Source organism: Paramagnetospirillum magnetotacticum MS-1 (assembly GCF_000829825.1).
Classification (GTDB): Bacteria; Pseudomonadota; Alphaproteobacteria; order Rhodospirillales; family Magnetospirillaceae; genus Phaeospirillum; species Phaeospirillum magnetotacticum.
In genome coordinates, this window is the sequence record NZ_JXSL01000034.1 from 1 (window position 1) to 19,714 (window position 19,714).

The window sequence follows — 19,714 nt, forward strand, 5'->3', positions numbered from 1 at the left end:
GGTAATCCCCCCGTTTTTAACGGGGTTGGAACATAGAACTCACGCGGCCAATTTCAGTTTCTGGGCGGGTGTGATGCCGCCGATGGCCATATTGGGTCTGTCGTTGTTGTAGGTCCATAGCCAATCCGTGGCGTGATCTTGCACCTCCTGGATGGTTTCGAAGAGGAACTGGCCCAGCCATTCGTGGCGGACCGTCCGGTTGTAGCGCTCCACATAGGCGTTCTGCTGGGGCTTGCCGGGCTGGATATGCTGGAGAGCAATCCCTCGTTTTTCAGCCCATTTCATCAACGTGCCGCTGATGTATTCCGGGCCGTTATCGACCCGAATGGCTTTGGGGCTGCCACGCCATTCGATGATCCGGTTCAGCATGCGTACGACCCGTTCGGCGGGTAGCGAGAAATCCACCTCGATGCCGAGCCCTTCGCGGTTGAAGTCGTCGAGCACGTTGAGCAGCCTGAAGGCCCTCCCGTCCTCCAGCCGGTCAGCCATGAAATCCATGGACCACACCTGGTTGGGGACATCGGGCACCGTCAGTTCCTCGGGCTTGTCGCGCTTGAGCCGCTTGCGGGGTTTGATGCGCAGGTTCAATTCCAACTCCCGATAGATCCGGTAGACCCGCTTGTGGTTCCAGCCATGGCCCCGGACGTTGCGCAGGTACAAGAAGCACAGCCCGAAGCCCCACGTCCTGCGGGACGTTGTCAGTCCGACCAACAGATCGGCGATCTCCTCGTTCTCGGGGCGGAGCTTGGGACTGTAGCGATAGCACGTCTCGCTCAGCCCGAAGGTCCGGCATGCCAAAGCAATGCTGATGCCCCGTCGCGCCACCGCTGTCTCGGCCATCTCCCGGCGCTGGGATGGCCGGCTCATTTTTTTCCCAGGGCCTCACGCAGCAGCTCGTTTTGCAGGCTGAGCTCGGCGAACATCTTCTTCAGCCGCCGGTTCTCATCCTCAAGGCCCTTCATCTCCGAGATCATGGACGCGTCCATGCCTCCGTACTTGGCCCGCCATTTGTAAAAGGTCGCGCTGCTCATCTGGTGCTCGCGGCACAGGTTCAGCACCGGAATGCCGTCCTCCGCCTGGCGCAGGATCGCCATGATCTGGGCATCCGTAAATCGGCTCTTCTTCATTCGAATCTCCTCGTTCCGTGAACCGAGAAAATTCTACGTTCCGATCCCTCTATTTCCAGGGGGGATTACCCAAGGGACTGCGCCGCTTATGCGGCGGAAGGCAAGGACGCTCGCGTCCGCCCGCCGCTTGAGGGCGGTCCCGATGATCGGTTGCGATCATCGGGATCTAATATCAGACGAGGGCGCGCAGCCAATCGGCTGAGGGCGCGAAGAAGGCGGCGCCGGTCACCGGACGGGTGAAGTCCAGCAGCCGGTCGTGGTGCCCATCGCCCGAAGACAGCACCATGCGTTCCAGCATCTTGCGGAACGGCTCCGGGCTGGCGCAGTAGGCGACGAAATAGAGGCCGTTCTCGGAGGTGGTGCCATAGGGCATGGAATGGCGCAGCACTTCCAGTTCGGCGCCGTCCTCCTCGATCACCACGCGGGCGATATGGGCGGATGGCGGCTTCGCCTCCATTTCCTCGTCACTCTCCTTGGTGCGGCCCACCGCCGCTTCCTGATCGGACAGCGACAGCCCCTCCCAGCGCGGCAGATCGTGCACATAACGCTGAAGCGAGACAAAGCTGCCGCCCGCATGGGGACCGTCCTTGACCAGGGCCACCTCGGCGCGTTCCTGGCCTTCAGGGTTCTCGGTCCCGTCCACGAAGCCGGTGAGGTCGCGGTTGCCCAGATGCTTGAAGCCCATCACCTCCTCCACCACCCGCACACGGGGCCCGAACGCCCCCATGACCCGGCACGCCAGCATCAGATTGAGGTCATGACGGGCGGAGTGGATGTGGAGGAACAGATCGGCGGGAGTGGCGGGCGCCTTGCGAGTGCCATCGGACAGAGGCGCGAAGGGGATCAGCCCATCGGGGCATTCCCGGCCGGTCAACCGGGTCCAGCAGGCGGCCCCGATAGCCGCCGAACTGACCAGGGAGGGCTCGCCCGTTTGCGCGGCCAGGGCTTCGGTCATATGGGGCAGCGCCGCCAGCACACGGCGCACCGGGGTGGTATCGCCATCGGCCAGGAACAGGGTCAGGAACAGGCCAAAGGCGCCACCTTCCGCGCAGATGGCCGATTGGGGCTGGGGCATGGTCATGGCGGTCTCAGCCGAATTTGACGTCGACGATCTCGTAGGACTTGGAACCGCCGGGCGCCGTCACCTCGACGGTATCGCCCAGATGCTTGCCGATCAGGGCGCGGGCCAGGGGCGAATGCACCGACATGCGGCCCGACTTGATGTCGGCCTCGTGGGCGCCGACGATGGTGTAGACCACCTCGTCATCGGTGTCCTCGTCGGCCAGCGTCACGGTGGCGCCAAAGCGCACCTGATCGCCCGACAGGCTGGCGATATCGATAACATGGGCGCGCGAGATGATGTCTTCCAACTCGGAAACCCGGCCCTCGATGAAGCTCTGACGCTCGCGCGCCGCATGGTATTCGGCGTTCTCGGACAGGTCGCCATGTTCGCGCGCCTCGGCGATGGCACGGATCACCGCCTGGCGTTCGACATATTTGAGGGTCCTAAGCTCTTCCTCCAACTGGGCCAAGCCAGCCGGAGTCATCGGGATTTTTTCCATCGAACGCCCCTACGCCCCTAAAACGAACCCTTAAAGTACGATTGCAGCGGCGCTACATCAAGCGTGCCGCAACGCATGGCCTCGATGGCCTCCACCGCGGCGCGCGCCCCGGCCACCGTGGTGTAGTGGGGAATGTTGTTGGTCAGCGCCGTACGGCGGATGGAGAAGCTGTCTTTCACCGCCTGGCTGCCCTCGGTGGTGTTGACCACCAGCTGCACCTGACCGTTCATCATGGCATCGACGCAATGCGGCCGGCCTTCCAGCACCTTGTTGACGATGGTGACGCCGGTGACACCGCGATCCTTCAGATAGAAGGCGGTTCCGTCGGTGGCCATCACCTTGAAGCCCATCTCCAGCAGGCGCCGGGCGATCTCGACCATGGCGGGCTTGTCGCCGTCACGCACCGAGATGAAGGCCCCGCCTTCGGTGGGAAGATTGGTGCCAGCGCCCAGCTGGCTCTTGGCGAAGGCCCGCGCAAAGTCGGAATCGATGCCCATCACCTCGCCGGTGGACTTCATTTCCGGCCCCAGCAGGATGTCGACGCCGGGGAAGCGGGCGAAGGGGAACACCGCCTCCTTGACCGCCACATGCTTCAGTTCGGGACGGGTGGACAGGCCGAACGAGGCCAGGGTCTCGCCCGCCATGACGCGCGCCGCGATCTTGGCGATGGGCACGCCGGTGGCCTTGGCCACGAAGGGCACGGTGCGCGAGGCGCGCGGATTGACTTCCAGGATGTAGATGTCGCCGTCCTTGATGGCGTACTGGCAGTTCATCAGGCCGACCACGTTCAGGGCCTTGGCCATGGCCGCCGTCTGGCGCTCCAGCTCGGCGATGGTGGCCTTGTCCAACGAGTAGGGCGGCAGCGAACAGGCGGAATCGCCCGAATGGATGCCCGCCTCCTCGATGTGCTGCATGATGCCAGCCACATAGACCTGATTGCCGTCGCAGAGCGCGTCCACGTCCACCTCGATGGCGTCCTTGAGATAGAAGTCGATCAGCACGGGATCATCGCCCGAGACCTTGACCGCCTCGACCATGTAGCGCTCCAGCGCTTCGTGGTCATAGACGATCTGCATGGCGCGGCCACCCAGCACGAAGCTGGGACGGATCACCACGGGATAGCCGATCTTCTCGGCCACCTTGATGGCTTCTTCCAAGGAGCGCGCCGTGCCGTTGGCGGGCTGCTTCAGACCCAATTCGTGGAGCATCTTCTGGAAGCGCTCGCGGTCCTCGGCCAGATCGATGGAATCGGGACTGGTGCCCAGGATCGGGATACCGGCGTTTTCGAGGGCATGGGCCAGCTTCAGGGGCGTCTGCCCGCCGAACTGGACAATACAGCCCAAGACCTTGCCGTTGGACTGCTCGCGGCGCACCAGATCGATCACCGTCTCGGCGGTCAGCGGCTCGAAATAGAGGCGGTCCGAGGTGTCGTAATCGGTGGACACCGTTTCCGGGTTGCAGTTGACCATGATGGTCTCCTTGCCCGCCTCGTCGAGGGCGTAGGCGGCATGGACACAGCAATAGTCGAACTCGATACCCTGGCCGATGCGGTTGGGTCCACCGCCCAGGATGATCACTTTCTCCCGGTCGGAAGGGTCGGACTCGCATTCAGCCGCGTTGACGCCGTCGCCCTCGTAGCAGGAATACATATAGGCGGTGGACGACGGGAATTCGGCGGCGCAGGTGTCGATGCGCTTGAACACCGGCTTGACGTTCAGCACTTCGCGGCGGAAGGCGGTTTCCACCAGGGACTTGCCCGACAGCTTGGACAGGCGCTGATCGGAGAATCCCATCTTCTTCAGGCGCAACAGGCCGGGCGCGTCGATGGGCAGTCCCTTGGCCTTCACCTCGGCCTCGGCATCGACGATGCCCTTCAACTGGGCCAGGAACCACTTGTCATAGAAACAGGCGGCGTGAACCTCGTCGATGGACAGCCCCAGACGGAAGGCCTGGGCGATGACCAGCAGGCGGTCATGGCGCGGCTGGGCCAGGGCGGACTTCACCGCATCCTTCATGTCGCCCGCACCGGCGCCGGGGATCTCCACCTCGTCCAGGCCGGTCAGGCCGGTCTCCATGGAGCGAAGGCCCTTCTGCAGGCTCTCCTGGAAGGTGCGGCCAATGGCCATGGCCTCGCCCACCGACTTCATGGAAGTGGTGAGATTGGTGTCGGCGCCGGGGAACTTCTCGAAGGTGAAGCGCGGAATCTTGGTGACCACGTAATCGATGGTCGGCTCGAACGAAGCGGGCGTGCAGCCGGTGATGTCGTTGGTCAGCTCGTCGAGCGTATAGCCCACGGCCAGCTTGGCCGCCACCTTGGCGATGGGAAAGCCCGTGGCCTTGGACGCCAGGGCCGACGAACGCGACACGCGCGGATTCATCTCGATGACGGTCATGCGGCCGTCCTTGGGGTTGACCGCGAACTGCACGTTGGATCCGCCGGTATCCACCCCGATCTCGCGCAGCACCGCCAGGGAGGCGTTGCGCATGATCTGGTATTCCTTGTCGGTGAGCGTCAGAGCAGGCGCCACGGTGATGGAATCACCGGTATGCACGCCCATGGGATCGACGTTCTCGATGGAGCAGATGATGATGCAGTTGTCCTTCTTATCGCGGACAACCTCCATCTCGTATTCCTTCCAGCCCAGCACAGATTCCTCGACCAGGACCTCGTGCACGGGGCTGGCGGCCAGACCGCCCGAGACGATGTGCTCGTACTCGGCCACGTTATAGGCGATGCCGCCGCCAGTGCCCGCCAGGGTGAAGCTGGGACGGATGATGGCGGGCAGACCGACGAAGTCCAGGGCGTCCCGCGCTTCCTGCAAGGTCTTGACCATGCGCGACTTCGGGGACTCCAGGCCGATCTTGTCCATGGCGTCGCGGAACAGCAGGCGATCCTCGGCCTTGGCGATCACGTCGCGCTTGGCGGCGATCATCTCGACGCCGAACTTCTCGAGGATGCCCATATCCGCCAGCTTCATGGCGGTGTTCAGCGCCGTCTGGCCGCCCATGGTGGGCAGCAGGGCGTCGGGCCGCTCTTTTTCGATGATCTTGGCGACGATCTCAGGCGTGATGGGCTCGATATAGGTGGCGTCGGCCAGACCGGGATCGGTCATGATGGTCGCCGGATTGGAGTTGACCAGAATGACCCGGTAGCCCTCGTCTTTCAGCGCCTTGCACGCCTGCACGCCGGAATAATCGAACTCGCAGGCCTGTCCGATAACGATCGGACCGGCGCCGATGATGAGGATGGACTTGATGTCTGTACGTTTGGGCATGGCGGCGTTTCTTTTCTAAAATAATCTCGGTGCGGGACCTTGAGAAAAACGGGGCTGTTAGCCCCGCTTCTCCATCAAGCCCACGAAGCGCTCGAACAGGTAATGGGCGTCCTGGGGGCCGGGGCTGGCCTCAGGGTGGTATTGGACGGAGAAGACCGGCTTACCCTCCAGCGCGATGCCTTCCACCGAGCCGTCGAACAGCGAGCGGTGGGTGACCTTGACGCCAGCCGGAAGGCTCTTCTCGTCCACCACGAAGCCGTGATTCTGGCTGGTGATCTCCACCTTGCCGGTTTCCAGGTCCTTGACCGGGTGGTTGGCGCCGCGGTGGCCGGTGTCCATCTTGAAGGTCTTGGCGCCCAGGGCCAGGCCCAGCATCTGATGGCCGAGACAGATGCCGAACAGCGGCTTGCCCGACTTGATGACGCCCTGGATCATGGGAACGGCGTATTTGCCAGTGGCCGCCGGATCGCCGGGGCCGTTGGACAGGAACACGCCATCGGGGTTGAGTGCCAGCACCTGCTCGGCAGTGGCTTCGGCAGGCAGCACGGTGACCTTGCAGCCGGTCTCGGCCAGACAGCGCAGGATATTGCGCTTGGCGCCGAAGTCGATGGCGACGACGTGAAAGCGGGGCTTGTCCTGACGACCATAGCCGCCGCGCAAGCGCCACTCGGTCTCGTCCCAGGAATAGGACTGGGCACAGGTGACGTCCAGCGCCAGATCCATGCCTTCCAGGCCCGGCCAGCCCGCGGCCTTGGCCCACAGGCCGGGCAGATCGAATTCGCCGTCGGGGGCATTGACGATGACGCCGTTGGGCGCGCCCTTCGTGCGGATGCGCCGGGTGAGCGCGCGGGTGTCGATGCCGCACAGGCCCACGATGTTGTTGGACTTCAGCCAGGAATCCAGATGCTTGGCCGAGCGCCAGTTGGCGGGGTCGGTGATGTCGGCCCGCAAGATCAGGCCGCGCGCGGCCGCAGTGGTGGTCTCCAGATCCTCGGTATTGGTGCCCACATTGCCCACATGGGGGAAGGTGAAGGTGATGACCTGACCGGCGAAGGACGGATCGGTGAGCGTCTCCTGATATCCGGTCATGCCGGTGGTGAACACCACTTCGCCCACATTGGAGCCCGCAGCCCCGATCCCCTTGCCCCACAGCACGGTGCCGTCGGCCAGGACCAGAGCCCCGGTCGCGCCCGGGGGGCGCGGCGCGTCAAAGGTCGGCACCTGGCTGCTGGGCTTCGGTGCGGTCCCGTTTTGGTTCGGCATGGTGGTCCTTTGTCGCGTTCGCGGGCCGGAAAAGCTCCGGCCGCAGGTACAGTATCACAGAGTGCCTTAAAGGCTTCCCCCGCCGAACTTGGGCCGCAAAAGGCCGCCGGAGCATCTCGCGAAAAGGCAAGACCTTCGGGGCTGCGGGGCCGTATCGTGACCCAGTCGGCATCAGGTAAATTCCGCGCCTTATAATGACGGGCGCGGGCGGAGTCAAGCCTTGCGACATGGCTAAAAAAACCCTTCTTTTTCAAAGGCCTGACTTTCCATGGATAGGCTTCCTTTCCGTGTGGATTTGGAGTAGCCTGTGCGCTTTCCCAAACGAGGGGTTGCCATGCTGCGCCAGCAGTTGAACGACGCGCTCAAGGCCGCGATGCTGGGCAAGGATGCCCGCACGGTTTCCACGGTCCGCCTGATCCTGGCGGCGCTGAAGGATCGCGACATCGCGGCCCGGCCCAAGGGACTGGCCGATGGCATCGGCGACGACGAGATCCGCCAGATGCTGCAATCCATGATCAAGCAGCGCCGCGAAAGCATCGCGCTCTATGAGCAAGGCAACCGCCCGGAACTGGCCAAGCAGGAAGCCGACGAAATCACCGTCATCGAAAAATTCCTTCCGCGTCAGATGGGCGAGGCGGAGATCACCGATGCGGTCAAGGCCGCCATCGCGGCCTGCGGCGCCACCGGCATCAAGGACATGGGCAAGGTGATGGCGGCATTGAAGGCCAGCCATGCCGGAACCATGGACTTTTCCAAGGCTGGCGCGGTGGTGAAGAAGGAATTGGGGGGCTGACCCTCCCCGGTTCGGCCCCCATATGGTCGGGACGAGCACGCGCCTTATAGACCTGGGACTTTAAGCCTCCATGGCCTTCCCTCCCCAATTCCTCGACGAACTGCGCGCCCGCATTCCGGTCACCTCGGTGGTGGGGCGACGGGTGAAGCTGGTCCGCAAGGGGCGCGAACATCAGGGTCTGTGCCCCTTCCACAACGAGAAGACGCCATCGTTCACCGTCAACGAGGATAAGGGCTTTTTCCACTGCTTCGGCTGCGGCGCCCATGGCGACGCCATCGGCTTCGAGATGCGGGCCGGTCACCTGTCGTTTACCGAGGCGGTGGAGAAGCTGGCCGCCGAAGCGGGGATCGAGGTTCCCAAGGCCAGCCCGGAGGAGCGGGTGCGCGAACAGCGCCGCGCCTCGCTGCACGACGCGCTGGAGGCGGCTTGCGGCTTCTTCGAAAAGCATCTCAAGGGCCCTGCGGGGCGCGAGGGCTTTGCCTATCTCAAGAACCGGGGCTTGTCGGACGAGACCATCGCCCGCTTCCGCCTCGGCTTCGCCCCCGATTCGCGCGAGGCCCTGAAATCGGCGCTGATGAGCAAGGAATGCCCGGAAAGCCTGCTGATCGAGGCGGGCTTGCTGAAAAAGCCCGAGAGCGGCGCCTCCTTCGACTATTTCCGTGGGCGGGTGATGTTTCCCATCACCGACCGGCGCGGCCGGGTGATCGGCTTCGGCGCCCGCACGCTGGGCGACGGCCAGCCCAAATACCTCAACTCCCCCGACACACCACTGTTCCACAAGGGCCAAACCCTCTACGGCCTGGCCCATGCCCGCGAAATGGCGCGCGAGCTGAACCGGGTGGTGGTGGTCGAGGGCTATATGGATGTCATCGCCATGCATCAGGCGGGCTTCGCCTATGCGGTGGCGCCGCTGGGCACGGCGGTAACCGAGGCCCAGATCGAGGAATTGTGGCGCTTGGCGCCCGAACCCATTCTCTGCCTGGACGGCGATGCGGCGGGCCAGCGCGCCATGGCCCGCGCCCTGGAGCGGGCCTTTCCCATCCTCAAGCCCGGCCTGTCCCTGCGCTTTGCCGCCCTGCCTTCCCCTGAGGACCCGGATTCGCTGATCAAGGCCCGAGGGCCCGCCGCCATGGCCACCGTGCTGGACTCCGCTCAAGCAATGGTGGAGGTCGCCTGGCGCCTTGCCCTGGAGAACCGGCCGCTGGACACGCCAGAAGCCCGCGCCCTGCTGGACAAGGACCTCGCCGAGAAGGCGTTTTCCATCGCCGACGAGGCGGTGCGCTTTCAATACCTCGCCACCTTCCGTCAAAAGGCCAAGGACCATTTTCGCCCGAAATGGGAGCCGCGCAAATCCGGGTCCGGCTTCGGCAAGCCCTCCGGCCGCTTCGGCGGTCCGCCCCAGGCGCCGCTCAAGGGTCCCGACGGATTGCTGCCCGGCGCGGGACGCCCCCGCCCGCCGCAGCCCAATTCCGGCGCCCAGGAATGGATGATGCTGGCCCTGGTTCTCGACCATCCCCGCCTGATGGATTCCATCGGCGAAAGGCTGGGAGAGACCACTTTTACGGACAAGACCCTTGACAATCTTCGGCGCGGGATTCTAAAGCACCTTGGGGCTGCCCGCGACCTTGACGCGGACGGTCTCGCGACCCATTTGAGAACGGACGGATATTCCGAGATCCTGGACCATTTTCTCGACACCAACGAAAGGCGGCTGCGCGCTCTGCGCGGCGACCTTTCAACCGAGGAAGCCAGGACCCACTGGGAACACGTCTATAATCTTTACACCAGGAAGGACCTGCTGGCTGACGTGAGCGAAGCCAACGCCGAACTCGCCCAAGGCCCCACCGCCGCGTCGTGGAGCCGTTTCGAGGCAGTCAAGAAGCAGCAGCAGACCGCCAGCGCCCTGGATGACGAAGCGTCCGGGAACGGCTGACGACTATAAACGGAGAGTGGGGCGAAGCCGGGCGGGTCCGGTTCGTCTTGGGGTCAAGACCCTTGAGGAGCAGCGTTTTTCATGGCGACCAAATCGACGAATACGGCCGAAGTTTCCGAGAACCAGGACGAGGCGATGGATGGCCCGCTGCTCGACACCCTGGGTGTCGCCGTCAAGAAGATGGTGGCCAAGGGCAAGGAGCGCGGCTACGTCACCTATGACGAGCTGAACGCCGCCATGCCCCCCGAGGAAGTGTCGTCCGAGCAGATCGAAGACACCATGGCCATGCTGTCCGAGCTGGGCATCAATGTGGTGGAAAGCGAAGAAGGCGAGGACAACGCCCCCGAAGCCGCCGAGGAAGAGGCCACCGAGACCGAGGGCTATTCCGGCGCCGGCAATGTGGACGAGGAAGACCTGGGCCGCACCGACGACCCGGTCCGCATGTATCTGCGCGAAATGGGCTCGGTGGAACTGCTTTCGCGCGAGGGCGAAATCGCCATCGCCAAGCGCATCGAGGCCGGGCGCGAGATGATGATCGGCGGCATCTGCGAAAGCCCGCTGACGCTGCGCGCCGTGGTCGACTGGCATGACGCCCTGGTCGAGGGCAAGATGCTGCTGCGCGATATCATCGACCTGGACGCCACTTATGGCGCCGATCCCGAGCCCGACGAGCTGGCCGAGGTGGAGGCCGAGGGCGTCGCCGCCGAGGAACCCGCCCCCGAAGCTGCAGTCGAAGCCAAGCCCGAAGGCGAGGCCAAACCCGAAGGCGCCGAAGGCGAGAAGGAAGAAGGCGCCGAGGGCGAAGGCGAGGTCGAGGGCGAGGCCGAGGGCGAGGCCGAGGAAGGCGAGGAGAATTCCATCTCTCTGGCCGCCATGGAAATCGAGCTGCTGCCCATCGTGCTCGAGACCTTCGAGGTCATCGCCGCCACCCATCACAAGCTGGAAAAAGTCCAGGACCAGCGCTTGGCCGCCCTGAACAAGGGCGAGGCGGTCACCCCCGCCATGGAAAAGAAATACGACAAGCTGAAGGCCGAGTTGGTCCGTCTGATGGACGGCATCCATCTCAACAACGCCCGCATCGAACAGTTGGTCGAGCAGTTGAACGGCTTGAACCGCCGCCTGATGATGCAGGAAGGCCGTCTGCTGCGTCTGGCGGAAAGCTGCCGGGTCAAGCGCCAGGACTTCCTCGACGCCTATTACGGCTCGGAACTGGACCCCAACTGGCTGGAACAGGTGGCCCAACGCTCCAAGCAGTGGAAGGACTTCGCCGCCCGCCACGGCAAGGACGCCGCCGATATCCGCGCCACCATCGCCGAAATCTCGGGCGAGGCCGGGCTGCCCATCAGCGAATACCGCCGCATCGTCCAGACGGTGCAGCGCGGCGAACGCGAATCCAGCCGCGCCAAGAAGGAGATGATCGAGGCCAATCTGCGCCTGGTGATCTCCATCGCCAAAAAGTACACCAATCGCGGCCTGCAGTTCCTGGACCTCATCCAGGAGGGCAATATCGGCCTGATGAAGGCGGTCGATAAGTTCGAATACCGCCGCGGCTACAAGTTCTCCACCTATGCCACCTGGTGGATCCGTCAGGCCATCACGCGCTCCATCGCCGATCAGGCCCGCACCATCCGCATTCCGGTGCACATGATCGAGACCATCAACAAGCTGGTCCGCACCTCGCGCCAGATGCTGCACGAAATCGGCCGTGAGCCGACGCCGGAGGAACTGGCGGAAAAGCTGTCCATGCCCCTGGAGAAGGTCCGCAAGGTCCTGAAGATCGCCAAGGAGCCCATCAGCCTCGAGACCCCCATCGGCGACGAGGAAGACAGCCATCTGGGCGACTTCATCGAGGACAAGAACGCCGTCCTGCCGCTGGACGCCGCCATCCAGGCGAATCTGCGCGAGACCACCACCCGCGTCCTGGCCAGCCTGACCCCGCGTGAGGAGCGTGTGCTGCGCATGCGTTTCGGCATCGGCATGAACACCGACCACACCCTGGAAGAGGTCGGCCAGCAGTTCAGCGTGACCCGCGAACGTATCCGCCAGATCGAAGCCAAGGCGTTGCGCAAGCTCAAGCACCCGTCCCGGTCGCGCAAGCTGCGCTCGTTCCTGGACACCTAGACTATCCCTCCCCCTCTCCCGCATTAGCGGGGGAGGGTTGGGGTGGGGGCTTTCGTGCTGATGAATCCGGGCTCCCGCCCGGACCCGGTTGGAGGCTTGCCTCCAAACCTCCATTCCCTATAAGCGAGCAAAAAGAGGGGTCTCCCCCCTTGCATTCATACGCGTCTCGGTTATGGTCGCCCCAGGTGGGGCCTGTAGCTCAATGGTTAGAGCCGGCCGCTCATAACGGTCTGGTTGCAGGTTCGAGTCCTGCCGGGCCCACCAATTTTCTCCGTCCCGCATCGCGCCCCTAAGGCGCCGTCTCCGGCTCCGCGCCTCGCAGCGTAAAGAGGAAGGTCGAGCCCTGTTCCGGCTGGGATTCGACCCAGATGATCCCGCCAAAGCGATGGACGATGCGGCGGCACAGCGTCAGGCCGATGCCGGTTCCCTCGCGCCCGCTGTCGGGACGCAGGCGCTGGAAAATCTCGAAGATCTTCTCGAAATAGTCCGCCTCGATTCCGATTCCGTTATCGGCCACGGCAAAACGCCACAGATCCGGCCCCTGAGCCACCGCGGTGATGCCGATCTCGATCGGCCGGGCCGGGTGCTTGTACTTCAAAGCATTCCCGATCAGGTTCTGGAACAGACTGATCAGGTGGCTGGATTCAGCCATGACCACGGGCATGGGACCGATCTGGATCTCGGCTTCGGCCTCTTGCACCTCCAGCTTCAAATTCAACAGGGCGGCGTTTATGGCGTCACCCGCCGCTATGGGAGACAGGCTCCCGCTCTGCCGCGCCACGCGGGAATACTCCAACAGATCGGCGATCAGCTGCGACATCTGAAGCGAGCTTGCGACGATAAAGCCGATGAATTCGTCCGCGTCGGGATCCAGACGCCCCTTGTAGCGCCGCTCCAGCAACTGGGCATAGCTCACGACATTGCGCACGGGCGTCTGCAAATCATGCGACGCCACATAGGCGAACTGCTCCAGATCGGTATTGGACTGGAGCAAAAGTTCGGTCTTGTCGCGCATGGCCTTTTCGCCGGCGCGGCGTTCGGAAATATCTTCCACCAGAGACCAGATGAAGGGCGTGCCGTCCTTGCCATGAACGATCATCCCCAGAAGACGGACCGGAACGGTGGAGCCGTCCTTGCGGATATAGTCCTTCTCATAGGGGCCGTAACGCCCCGTGGTGTTGAGGGCTTCCAGTTGCGCCGCCTCCTGCTCACGGTAGTGCGGCGGAGTCAGGCGCCAGTAGTCCAGCGACAAAAGTTCCTGTCCCTCGTATCCGGTGATCTTCAAATATGCGGAGTTGAACTCCACGAAACTGCCGTCGAGCCGATTCAAGGCAATCCCTAGGGGCGAAAGCTCGAACAGGCCCCGCAGTTTGGCCTCCTTCTCCGCCAGGGCTTCGGCGGCCTTGGTGCCATCGGTGATACGGCGATGAATGATCAGCATGCCGATGGCGACCATGAGGCTCATCACGCCGCCGAACAGCGCGAACCTCAGGCTGTTTCCCCGCCACTGACTGAGATAGTCCGCCTCGGACATGCCCACCAGAATGACGTAGGGATAATGCCCAATGCGCCGCACATGGGCGGTTCGGCGAACGCCGTCCACCACGGAATCATAGCTGTACTGGGTTTCAGGAACGCCCGAGGCGATGATCTGGCGCAATGGCGCGGATATCATCACTTTGCCTGTGGGGTCGTCGGGACCCGGCGTGGCGGGGTAACGGGCCGCCATGCGAAAGCTGGTGTGGTAAAGGGCGACGGTCCCTCCCGCTCCCAAATCCAGGGCGGTATAGCCATCCAACAAATTCTTGACCGGGATGCCCTGCCAGATGACCCCGGCGAAGGAGCCGTCGGGATTGGCGAGCCGCCGCCCGAGGCGGATCAGCCATTGCTTCGATGTGGGCCCCAGAATGGGCTCGGACACGACCAGACCGGCATCCGGATTGTCACGGAGAAGCTTGAAATCCTCGGCCTGGGAGTTGTCTCCTCCCCGGCTGGCCACATTGCTGACGGCATAGCGAAGCCGCCCATCCGGACCATAGATGCGAAAGCCAGTCAGGTTGGGATAGCGGGCGTCGTGCTTGAGCAGGAAGGCATTGATGGCGGCCTCGTCCTCCCGCCCGGACGCCATTTGGCGGGCAAACTCGTCACCGATGGTGAGCAGGGATTTATCGACAAGATCGATTGTGTCAAAGAACTGATTGGCAAGAATCTTCGACAGATTGGTCGTGGCCACTTCCGCCGTGCGATAGGCGTCCGCCCGGCTTTGCAGAACCGCCCAGCCGGTCATCACCGCGATAAGCAGGATGACGCCTCCCCCGACCGCCAGCACGGACGCTACGCGCGAACTTCCGGCATTGCCTTTTGTCAGCCCCTCCAAACGCGCCCCCCGGCTTGTCTTGCCCCAAAGATGCTGTGCCAATGCCTCAATCACCCAGTCTATACCAAAATGGACATCACCAGTTGAAGAGGACTTTTCCCTCTCGCCACGACAAAAACCCCCGCCCGGCATCCCGGCGGGGGTTTTACTGATCAGCACGGCCCGTCGGGGCGCGGCGCTATTCCTGGACGACGGAATCCTCGGCCGCCGCGGCCATCTGCAGCGAACCCAGCAGCTTGGTCTCGTGATCAAGCAGGTGGCGGGTCGACTTCAACGCCTTGTAGTAATGGCCGTCGGCCACCGCCTCGGAAATCTCGTCCTTGATGGAGGCGGCACTGGGACAGGCCTCCACATAGCTGTCGAGATAGTGGTGGAACATGCGCAGATATTCGCCGCGCTTGGTCGGAAAGATATAAGCGCATTGCAAGGCGAAATAGACCCGAGACGCCGGAGTCACGCTGTCGGAATCGGACAGGATTTCCTTCTGACGCAGGATCGAGCAGTCATTCAGCACCCGCACCTTGGTGTTGGAACTGGCATTTTCCAGCACCGCGCCGTTGATGATGAGCTTCTCGCCCGGCTTCAGGTCGATAATAAGCGGCAACGCAACGCACTCCGTTCATTCCTGGCCGCGACAATGGCACCAAGCGCCCCGTCGGACAACCACCGGCAAGTATGGCCTGACCGCTGGTCGAAGCCCTACTGCTAAATTTAGGTCACCAGCCGCCTTTTTCCAGCCAAGCCCCCACCATCCATAAACGGTCGGCGCCCCAAAAGCCTTCGCCATCCACCAGAAAAAAGGGCGAGCCGAACACACCCTTGGCGATGGCGGCCTCGGTTTCCTCCTTGAGACGCCCCTTCCACTGGGGCGACTGGATGGCGGCGGCCATTTCAGCCGGGTCGATGCCCAGCGGCACGCCCAGGGCGCAGGCGACCTCCGGGTTGGAGATATCCATATTCTCGGCGAAAAAGGCGAGAAAGACCGCCCGCGCATAGCTCCTGGCCAGACCCTTGTCCTTGGAGTCAAGCCACCAGAATGCCCGCGATGGGGGAAGGGCGGGAACCGGAAAGGGATCGGGAAAGCGGTAGGGGGCGCCCATCAGCCGCGCCGTGCGTTCCCAGTCGCGGCGGGAATAGGCGCCCTTCAGCGGCTGGTCCACCAAGGGCAGGTTGCCAGAGGCCTTGAAGGCCGAGCCGATCATGATCGGCTTCCACTCCACCTCGCGGCCGAAAGCGGCCACCAGTTCGTCCACTTCCAGCGACGCGAAATAGCCGTAAGGCGAGGAGAAATCGAAATAGAACTCCACCGGCGCAGCCATGACCTACTCCTACCAGGCGAGATGGGAGCCATCGTAATGGATGAAGGCGCCGCTGTCCCCTTCCGTCAGTTCGGCCATGACCTTGACCATGCCCGCCACAGCGGTTGCGGCCTCCAGCGGTGCGCTGGGCCCGCCCATATCGGTGCGCACCCAGCCGGGCGACAGAGCCACGGTGAGAATGCCGCGCGGCCCCAGGTCGATGGCCAGGTTCTTGATCACCATGTTCAGCGTCGCCTTGGCGGCACGATAGGCGTAGGAGCCGCCTGACGTGTTGTCGGACATGGCGCCCATCTTGGACGACACCGCCGCGATGATCTTGCGTCCCGTCAGTTGGTCGGCGAAGGCTTCGGCCAGTTTCAGGGGCGCCAGACTATCCACGGCGACCACCTTCATGAACCCGGCCGGGTCGACGGCGCCGAAGGACTGGTTCTCGCCATAGATGCCCGCATTGTTGAGCACGATGTCGATTCCGACCCCAGCCAGCGAGGCTTTCAGCCGCGCCACCTGGGCCGGGTCGGCCACGTCGCAGACATAGACCTCGCCGCCAGCCTCGGACAGGGCGCGCCCCGCCATGGGATCGCGCACCGTGCCCAGCACCCGCCATCCCATGGCCGCGTATTGCCGGGCGAATTCAAGCCCCATGCCGCGATTGGCGCCTGTGATCAAGATGGTGGGCAAGGCGCGCTCCTCCCTCGTCTCTCGCTGCGAAAATGGATGCCCGGATCAAGTCCGGGCATGACGAAACTCAAAATCCTCGTCATTGCCGGGCCTGACCCGGCAATCCAGAACCAGAGGACTACGCCTTGAGCGCGGTGACCTCGATTTCCACCTTCATACGCGGATCGACCAGACCGCAGACGATGGTGGTGTTGGCCGGGCGGATGCCCTTGAAGGCCTTGCCCAGCACGGGGGCGATCTGCTCGAAGAAGGCGGCTTCGGTGATATAGGCCTTGACCCGCACCACGTCCTTCAGCGACGAACCGGCCTGTTCCAGGGCGCCCGCGATGGTGGCGATGCACTGCTCGGCCTGGGCGACGACACCATCGGCGATCTGGCCATCCTTGAAGCCCGACGTACCGGAGACGAACACCCAGGGGTCCTGGGCCACGGCGCGGGAATAGCCAGCCACTTCCTCGAACGAGGAACCGGAGGAGATCAGCTTACGGGTCATGGTACGGTCCTTAAAGTCAAATGATGGAAGACAGCTTCATAGCGTATTTGAGGTCAGCCCGCCAAGATGCGCTCGAGGAACGGAACCCGGCCCTCGCGGTCCTCCACCTCCAGCACCCAGAGATCGGAATCGATGTCGCGCTGGCGGCGGATATAGATGTCGGCCTGATCCTCGGGCACCGGATCGGCGCCGGTGGCGCGCAGCCAAGCCGCCTCGCCCGCTCCGTCCCTGACCTGGGTGAAAACCTCGCATCCCATGGCGCCGCGATTGAGCTTGATCAGCACGGCCCCCGCATCCTCGTCGCCCTTGGCGACCACGAAGGCCGGAATGGCCAGAACGGAACAGCGGCGGATAGTGGCATGAACCCACAACTTGGCCTTCAGGCGGGGCTCGCTCACACCGGTTCCTTTTCCTTGGCGTCATGAGCCTTGTCGGCCTGGGCCATGCGGGACCGGGCGGTCTCCCAGATGACCTCCAGCAGGGCATGGTCGTGGGCGACGAATTTGTGGAAGTCGCGCGCATCCAGGATCAGCAACTGGCAGCGGCTGACCGCCTTGACCGTCGCCGTCCGGGGACAGCGCTCGATCAGGGCGATCTCGCCGAAGAAGTCGCCGTTCTTCAAGATGAAGGTCCCGGCCTTGCCCTTGACCTCCACCTGTCCGCTGACGATGAAGTACATGCATTCGCCGGTATCGCCCTCGCGCATCAGGACTTCGCCCTTGATGGCCCGCGACAGCTTCAGCAGGCCTGCGATCTCAGCGATCTGGCTGGCCTGCAAGCGCTGGAAAAACGGCACCTTGGCCACCAGATGCCATGTGGACACGAAGTTCTGGCGCTTCATCTCCTCGGCGAAGCCGGACGCCAGGATCGAGGCGGGCAGCGCGAACATACACAGGCCCAAGACCGCCACCACGCTGCCGAACAGCTTGCCCAGCGGCGTGATGGGCACCACGTCGCCAAAGCCCACCGTCGACAGGGTGACGATGGCCCACCACATGGCGGCGGGCACGCTGGCCAGGGCGGGATTGGCGGCGCGCTCGACGAAATAGATCACCGTCGAGGCCGAAATGGCCAGGATCAGCATGATGAACAACGAAGCCAGCAGCGGGCGCAATTCATGCAGCACCACCACGCCCAGGGTCTCCAGGGCGGGGGAATAGCGTGCAAGTTTGAGAAAGCGCAAAATGCCAAACACCGTCTCGCCGTCATGGGGCATCAGGGCCGTGGCTTCGCCCACTAGAAACGGCACGACCGCCAGGAAATCGAAGATGCCATAGGGCGACAGGGCGTAACCGGCCAGGGCCGCCATGCCCGATTCCCCCTCCGCCCTCTGGGACCAGGCGACCAGCAGCCGCAAGATGTAATCGAGGGACAAGATCACCAGGAACAGCCCGCCCGCCCCCGACACGATTCCTTCGAATCCGATCCAGGCGTCAGGCACCGTATCGACGATGGCGATGGTGGTGGACAGCACGATGCAAACCACCAGGATCCCCCGGTAGACCACGGCACGCATGGAGGGAAACGGCCCCTCTCCCACCAAACCATACAGCCAGTTGATCATGGCTCCCCCTTTTGATCCGCCGATACTATAGCGGTACCGTAACAAGGGCGCATCGTCGGAATTGCGATGAATATTGAGAAGATCCTCACCCCAGGGGAAGCGAGAATTCCGCAACCACCGGAGCATGATAGCTTTGGGGCGGCGCGAGGACGAGGGCGGGGGAAACCAGTTCGTCGCCCAGGGTCTCGTTGTGGATCTCGGCGCCCAGATACCAGCCCAGCAAAGGCCGCGAGACCAGGATATGGTCCAGCATCACCGGTCGGCCGTGATGGATCACCGAATAGCGCTGCGCCTCGGGCAGGCTGCGTTCAAGCGGAACCAGCATGCGCATGGCCAGGTGGCCGTTGCCCGTATCCTCGTCGTCGCCTTTGATGATGCGCATGCCCGCTTCGTGTTCGCCCGCGTTGAAGTCGCCGCACACCACCACCAGAGCATCCGCGTCGGCGTCGAAAATCTCCTCCACCAGCAGCCGGACCTCCAGGGACTGGCCCGCCTGCTTCACGCCCGCCAGAAAATAGCCCTCGGCCCAGCCGCCCACCGACAGCCAGCGGCCAAAGCGTTCCTTCTGGCCCGCCAGCCAGACGGCGCGCGGCGCCCGCAGATGAACGTCGATCACATGCAGCGCCCGCCCACCCGGCAATTCCAGTTCGGCAAGCAGGATGGGGCGGTCCCATTCCACGGCCTGGGCCTCGGCCGGCGGAGGGTCGGCCCGCACCGGGCGATAGGCGCAGGGCGGCACCAGATCGTGCCAGACCTGACGGTGAGAACGGATGGGCAGGCGGGAAACGATGACCAGATTGTGCTTGTCGGCGGGATGGACACCGCCCCGGTTGAGGCTGTGGACACGCGGCCAGCCTTCATATTGCGTCCCGGCCAGAAGGCGGTCGAGCGCGGTGAACAGGCGCGGCCCGCTTTTGGTGGCGGCGTGGGTGTTGACCTCCTGCAGACACAAGATATCGGCCCTGAGCCGCTGGAATTGCGGCCGCATCACCGCCAACCGGTCCTCGAAATCGATGCCGCCCACCGGGCGCTCGTCCAGGTTCTCCAGATTGAAAGTGGCGATCCTCAGTGGCGTCACATGGGCCTCCCTTGCCGGAATCGAGTCTACATCATGCCCCGCCGCCCGGCGAGAGGCACCCCGCGCCCCTTGCGGAATGCTTGTGCCATCTTGGATGTACGCTATAGTGGATCACAGGACGGGAACGCAGG

Annotated in this window: 16 protein-coding genes and 1 tRNA gene; 4 read left to right on the forward strand and 13 right to left on the reverse strand. The window is 63.7% G+C overall.

Going from position 1 to position 19,714, the window contains the following annotated elements; genetic code table 11:
• Positions 1–39 precede the first annotated feature (39 nt).
• From CCC_RS19825 to carA, 5 genes are all read right to left on the reverse strand, one after another.
• A protein-coding gene (locus tag CCC_RS19825) for an IS3 family transposase (RefSeq protein ID WP_152619818.1) occupies positions 40–1,127 on the reverse strand; the annotation gives its coding sequence in 2 pieces (ribosomal slippage) (positions 40–878 and positions 878–1,127; 1,089 coding nt in all).
• A gap of 172 nt (positions 1,128–1,299) precedes the next feature.
• Positions 1,300–2,208 carry a Dyp-type peroxidase gene (locus CCC_RS19835; RefSeq protein WP_009868180.1) on the reverse strand — a complete coding sequence of 303 codons (909 nt, stop codon included), beginning with the start codon at positions 2,206–2,208 and terminating at the stop codon, positions 1,300–1,302.
• Between the two features lie 7 nt (positions 2,209–2,215).
• Positions 2,216–2,689: a transcription elongation factor GreA gene (gene greA, locus CCC_RS19840; RefSeq protein ID WP_041042843.1), complete on the reverse strand. Its 474-nt coding sequence runs from the start codon at positions 2,687–2,689 to the stop codon at positions 2,216–2,218.
• Positions 2,690–2,706: 17 nt separating this feature from the next.
• Positions 2,707–5,964, reverse strand: coding sequence for a carbamoyl-phosphate synthase large subunit (carB, locus tag CCC_RS19845; protein WP_009868182.1), 3,258 nt, complete (start codon positions 5,962–5,964; stop codon positions 2,707–2,709).
• A 57-nt stretch (positions 5,965–6,021) separates the two neighbouring features.
• Positions 6,022–7,227, reverse strand: a complete 1,206-nt coding sequence (gene carA / locus CCC_RS19850; RefSeq protein ID WP_009868183.1) for a glutamine-hydrolyzing carbamoyl-phosphate synthase small subunit — start codon at positions 7,225–7,227, stop codon at positions 6,022–6,024.
• 334 nt (positions 7,228–7,561) lie between these two features.
• Here carA and CCC_RS19855 point away from each other — a divergent pair, with 334 nt between their 5' ends.
• The 4 genes from CCC_RS19855 (at position 7,562) to CCC_RS19870 (ending at position 12,338) form a co-directional block, all read left to right on the forward strand.
• On the forward strand, positions 7,562–8,020 hold the full coding sequence (locus CCC_RS19855; RefSeq protein WP_009868184.1) for a GatB/YqeY domain-containing protein: 459 nt from the start codon (positions 7,562–7,564) through the stop codon (positions 8,018–8,020).
• Between the two features lie 70 nt (positions 8,021–8,090).
• Complete coding sequence (gene dnaG / locus CCC_RS19860; RefSeq protein WP_041042847.1) at positions 8,091–9,953, forward strand: DNA primase; 1,863 nt, start codon at positions 8,091–8,093, stop codon at positions 9,951–9,953.
• A gap of 81 nt (positions 9,954–10,034) precedes the next feature.
• Positions 10,035–12,074 carry an RNA polymerase sigma factor RpoD gene (gene rpoD, locus CCC_RS19865; protein ID WP_041042849.1) on the forward strand — a complete coding sequence of 680 codons (2,040 nt, stop codon included), beginning with the start codon at positions 10,035–10,037 and terminating at the stop codon, positions 12,072–12,074.
• Between the two features lie 188 nt (positions 12,075–12,262).
• A tRNA-Ile gene (locus CCC_RS19870) sits at positions 12,263–12,338 on the forward strand.
• Positions 12,339–12,363: 25 nt separating this feature from the next.
• Here CCC_RS19870 and CCC_RS22870 read toward each other — a convergent pair.
• The 8 genes from CCC_RS22870 to CCC_RS19910 form a co-directional block, all read right to left on the reverse strand.
• Entirely contained in the window at positions 12,364–14,403 is a 2,040-nt protein-coding gene (locus CCC_RS22870; RefSeq protein WP_009867649.1) for an ATP-binding protein, read from the reverse strand.
• Between the two features lie 226 nt (positions 14,404–14,629).
• A complete protein-coding gene (locus CCC_RS19880) occupies positions 14,630–15,055 on the reverse strand; it encodes a flagellar biosynthesis repressor FlbT (protein WP_009867650.1) in 426 nt (141 codons plus the stop codon).
• 112 nt (positions 15,056–15,167) lie between these two features.
• Positions 15,168–15,770, reverse strand: coding sequence for a 2-hydroxychromene-2-carboxylate isomerase (locus CCC_RS19885; RefSeq protein WP_009867651.1), 603 nt, complete (start codon positions 15,768–15,770; stop codon positions 15,168–15,170).
• Between the two features lie 9 nt (positions 15,771–15,779).
• Entirely contained in the window at positions 15,780–16,448 is a 669-nt protein-coding gene (locus CCC_RS19890; protein WP_009867652.1) for an SDR family oxidoreductase, read from the reverse strand.
• A gap of 118 nt (positions 16,449–16,566) precedes the next feature.
• Positions 16,567–16,941, reverse strand: coding sequence for a RidA family protein (locus tag CCC_RS19895; RefSeq protein WP_009867653.1), 375 nt, complete (start codon positions 16,939–16,941; stop codon positions 16,567–16,569).
• Between the two features lie 53 nt (positions 16,942–16,994).
• A complete protein-coding gene (locus CCC_RS19900; protein ID WP_041042851.1) occupies positions 16,995–17,339 on the reverse strand; it encodes a DUF1491 family protein in 345 nt (114 codons plus the stop codon).
• Positions 17,336–18,505: a cyclic nucleotide-gated ion channel gene (locus tag CCC_RS19905; RefSeq protein WP_009867655.1), complete on the reverse strand. Its 1,170-nt coding sequence runs from the start codon at positions 18,503–18,505 to the stop codon at positions 17,336–17,338. Before CCC_RS19905 ends, CCC_RS19900 begins: the two co-directional genes overlap by 4 nt.
• An 85-nt stretch (positions 18,506–18,590) precedes the next feature.
• Positions 18,591–19,583 (reverse strand): endonuclease/exonuclease/phosphatase family protein, encoded by a 993-nt coding sequence (locus CCC_RS19910; RefSeq protein ID WP_009867656.1) that lies wholly within the window; start codon positions 19,581–19,583, stop codon positions 18,591–18,593.
• Positions 19,584–19,714 lie beyond the last annotated feature (131 nt).

Excerpts from the sequence above, each read along its gene's own strand:
- CCC_RS19835 (WP_009868180.1), bottom strand. The coding sequence starts at position 2,208 with ATGACCATGCCCCAGCCCCAATCGGCCATCTGCGCGGAAGGTGGCGCC.
- greA (WP_041042843.1), bottom strand. The coding sequence starts at position 2,689 with ATGGAAAAAATCCCGATGACTCCGGCTGGCTTGGCCCAGTTGGAGGAA.
- carB (WP_009868182.1), bottom strand. The coding sequence starts at position 5,964 with ATGCCCAAACGTACAGACATCAAGTCCATCCTCATCATCGGCGCCGGT.
- carA (WP_009868183.1), bottom strand. The coding sequence starts at position 7,227 with ATGCCGAACCAAAACGGGACCGCACCGAAGCCCAGCAGCCAGGTGCCG.
- CCC_RS19855 (WP_009868184.1), top strand. The coding sequence starts at position 7,562 with ATGCTGCGCCAGCAGTTGAACGACGCGCTCAAGGCCGCGATGCTGGGC.
- dnaG (WP_041042847.1), top strand. The coding sequence starts at position 8,091 with ATGGCCTTCCCTCCCCAATTCCTCGACGAACTGCGCGCCCGCATTCCG.
- rpoD (WP_041042849.1), top strand. The coding sequence starts at position 10,035 with ATGGCGACCAAATCGACGAATACGGCCGAAGTTTCCGAGAACCAGGAC.
- CCC_RS19885 (WP_009867651.1), bottom strand. The coding sequence starts at position 15,770 with ATGGCTGCGCCGGTGGAGTTCTATTTCGATTTCTCCTCGCCTTACGGC.
- CCC_RS19895 (WP_009867653.1), bottom strand. The coding sequence starts at position 16,941 with ATGACCCGTAAGCTGATCTCCTCCGGTTCCTCGTTCGAGGAAGTGGCT.
- CCC_RS19905 (WP_009867655.1), bottom strand. The coding sequence starts at position 18,505 with ATGATCAACTGGCTGTATGGTTTGGTGGGAGAGGGGCCGTTTCCCTCC.